The organism is Eubacterium sp., from assembly GCF_057858645.1.
Window position 1 is genome coordinate 1 of the sequence record NZ_DBLZZO010000052.1, and the last position, 2,749, is coordinate 2,749.

6 protein-coding genes are annotated in these 2,749 nt (G+C 36.4%); all 6 read left to right on the forward strand.

The window, feature by feature from the left end; translation table 11 throughout:
• The coding region (locus ACZM4J_RS12100) for a conjugal transfer protein (protein ID WP_489486275.1) at positions 1 to 579 on the forward strand (579 nt) is incomplete at its 5' end.
• A gap of 164 nt (positions 580 to 743) precedes the next feature.
• The gene (locus ACZM4J_RS12105; protein WP_044930013.1) at positions 744 to 938 is read left to right on the forward strand and encodes a helix-turn-helix transcriptional regulator; all 195 of its coding nucleotides are present in this window, start codon (positions 744 to 746) and stop codon (positions 936 to 938) included.
• 4 nt (positions 939 to 942) lie between these two features.
• Positions 943 to 1,428 (forward strand): DUF6773 family protein, encoded by a 486-nt coding sequence (locus tag ACZM4J_RS12110; protein ID WP_175300746.1) that lies wholly within the window; start codon positions 943 to 945, stop codon positions 1,426 to 1,428.
• Between the two features lie 2 nt (positions 1,429 to 1,430).
• Positions 1,431 to 1,655, forward strand: coding sequence for a hypothetical protein (locus ACZM4J_RS12115; protein WP_008393961.1), 225 nt, complete (start codon positions 1,431 to 1,433; stop codon positions 1,653 to 1,655).
• 279 nt (positions 1,656 to 1,934) lie between these two features.
• Positions 1,935 to 2,363, forward strand: coding sequence for an RNA polymerase sigma factor (locus tag ACZM4J_RS12120; protein ID WP_008787630.1), 429 nt, complete (start codon positions 1,935 to 1,937; stop codon positions 2,361 to 2,363).
• Positions 2,356 to 2,595: a helix-turn-helix domain-containing protein gene (locus ACZM4J_RS12125; protein WP_032512201.1), complete on the forward strand. Its 240-nt coding sequence runs from the start codon at positions 2,356 to 2,358 to the stop codon at positions 2,593 to 2,595. Before ACZM4J_RS12120 ends, ACZM4J_RS12125 begins: the two co-directional genes overlap by 8 nt.
• Positions 2,596 to 2,749: the final 154 nt, after the last annotated feature.

Here is a 2,749-nt window from a genome sequence, read left to right on the forward strand (position 1 = left end):
CAGGACTTGAATGGTGATACAATCAGAACGGATATACCGACCAGCTCCACAGTTACAGATGTGATTGTGTGGAGTATCGAACAGTTGGGAACGGACACTTTATCTGCTACCTACGAAGTAGATCAGCAGATAAAAGAGGGAGAACAGACAAGCAATGTGAAAGCAACCTATACCGTAAAAGTCCATGTGGACGCTGACGGGGATATGGTAATCGTTCAGAACCCTACCCTTGCACCAGCAGTTGAAAAATCAAACTATGAGCCAAAGACACCAGAAGCAGACGCAAGCGTAGACGCTGATACTGTCAATGACGCTACCGCTTTTCTGGAAACATTCTTTAAGCTCTATCCAACAGCCACAGAAAAAGAACTTGCCTATTATGTATCTGGTAATGTACTTGAACCTATCGGCAGGGACTATCTTTATTCTGAATTGGTAAACCCTATCTTCACAAAGGACGGGGACAATGTGAAAGTCAAAGTTGCCGTGAAATTCCTTGATAATCAGACAAAGGCGACGCAAGTATCGCAGTATGAGCTTGTATTACATAAGGATAGCAACTGGAAGATTGTAGGATAAAAAGTCCATAAAGGTTGTTATACTCCCACATACTACTTATTGTTTTAATTTTGTTAGATAAAATGAAATCTATAAATTCCATAATGTAATATATACTTGACATTATGGAATTTATAATATATAATTCATGTATAAACAGAAAGAAAGGAGCATTAAGTGAAATTGTGAAGAATAAAAGAATAAAAATTGCTAGACTTGAGTGTGATATGAGTCAAGAAGATTTAGCAAAAACAGTAGGTGTAACACGTCAAACAATCGGATTGATTGAAGCTGGAAATTATAACCCGACACTTAAACTTTGTTTAGCAATCTGTAAAGCACTTAATAAGACTTTAGACGATTTATTTTGGGAGGAATAAAAGCATGAAAACAAATAAAATTAAAGATGAACGTATCATTCAATTAAATAACAAAATTCAGAGTGAAGCATTTATTTTGGTTATTGCTATTTTAGCACTATCTATTTTTATAAAAGCATATATGCTAGATATGGGAGTACGAGAATATTTAACAGAAATGATTGTTATGATTGTTTCGATAGTGTATCTTTCAATCAGAGGTGCAATGGTTGGATACAGTTCTATGGATAACTTATATTTTGGGAAAAAATTTAAGGTAATTTCTACTTTACTATTAGCAGTTCTGATTACCATTTTTAACGGAATTAGAAATTATACTATGTATGGGGAAAAATATACTGGAATATTGGACGTACATTTTCTTGCTGTAATAGGTATTACTTTTATTTCTTCTCTCATTTTTGTTACTTTAATTTTGGGGGCTGTATATTCTATTGAAAAAATAGGACAAAAACGACTTGAAAAACAATTTGATAATGACGAGGAATAACTATGTTAGGGCTTAGAAAACGTGATATTAAAAAGACATTAAAAGCTGGTGCAAAAGCTGGCGGTGTATCATTGTCTGATGTTCGGGCGGATATTGAAGCAACGATTGATGAAGCTATGAATAGCACCGACCCAGAAGTGCAGGCAAATTTCAAAAAGTATTTTAGAAATAAACGCCCTACACCAGAAGAATATATTTACAAGATTACGAAAAAAACAAAGGTGTAATAAAAATCAAGTGCTGTAAGGGGGCTTGGGTCATGGAAAGTTTTAAGCATAATCTTATACGGTCATACACTACCTAACAGCATTTTATCAACAACTGAATATCTCACAGCTTTAATAGCTCGTACAGACTATATGTTTTGTGCGGGCTTTTTTTGTACCCGAAAAATTTTTTTCACTTTTTTTCAAATTCATGCAACAAATCACACCTTGCTGTACAGATATGGTGCGGAAAGAGGGATAAACACTTTTCACGTCATAACGGAAAGGGGGTGTGATGATATGAAACCGTCGGACTTCCAAAAGACAATACAATGTCAATTTGACTGCAAGCTCAAACGTGTAGTGAAAGGCATTGTCCGTAATTATCGCAAAGAATTAAAGCGACGAAGAAATAAGGAAATTTCCTATTGTGAACTTCCAGAAATCGTCGTGGAAAAGCTGGCAGTCTGGGACGAATACGAAAGCGATTATACCGCCTTTGATGTATGTGGTATTGAGGTTCGTGTCCTTGATGATGATTTAGCAGAAGCGATTAAGTATCTGTCTGAAAAAGACAGAGAAATCTTGTTGATGTATTTCTTCTTAGGCATGAGCGATACAGAAATCGGCGACAGATTAAAGATTAACCGTTCAACGTCGTTCCGAAGTAGGAAGAACTCACTTGAAGAAATCAAGAAAAAATTAAAGGAGAACATGAATGATGAATAACACACGCCCGTCATTTTACCTTATCTCGTCGGCTGTGGACGGCAACGTAAATTCGATTGAAAAGATACTAGCATTGTATGACCCGTACATATCAAAATGTTGTTTGCGTCCGTTCTACGACAGATATGGTAATGTCTGCATAGTCGTAGACATGGAATTAAAAGGACGTATCAGAGAAGCACTTATCAAAATGATTTTGGACTTTGATATTCCTTTAGAAACCGAAGAATAACAAGCAGTAATTGCAGAGCATGATTTGTTCAATCCCCTCTTTCCTGCTCTGCACCTGCTTTTACATGAAAGCAACACGCTTTCGCCACAGCTCTTTGACAACTGAATAAAGCAGACAGATACGTTTGTGAGATAGCGAGCCACGGGGACTGTAC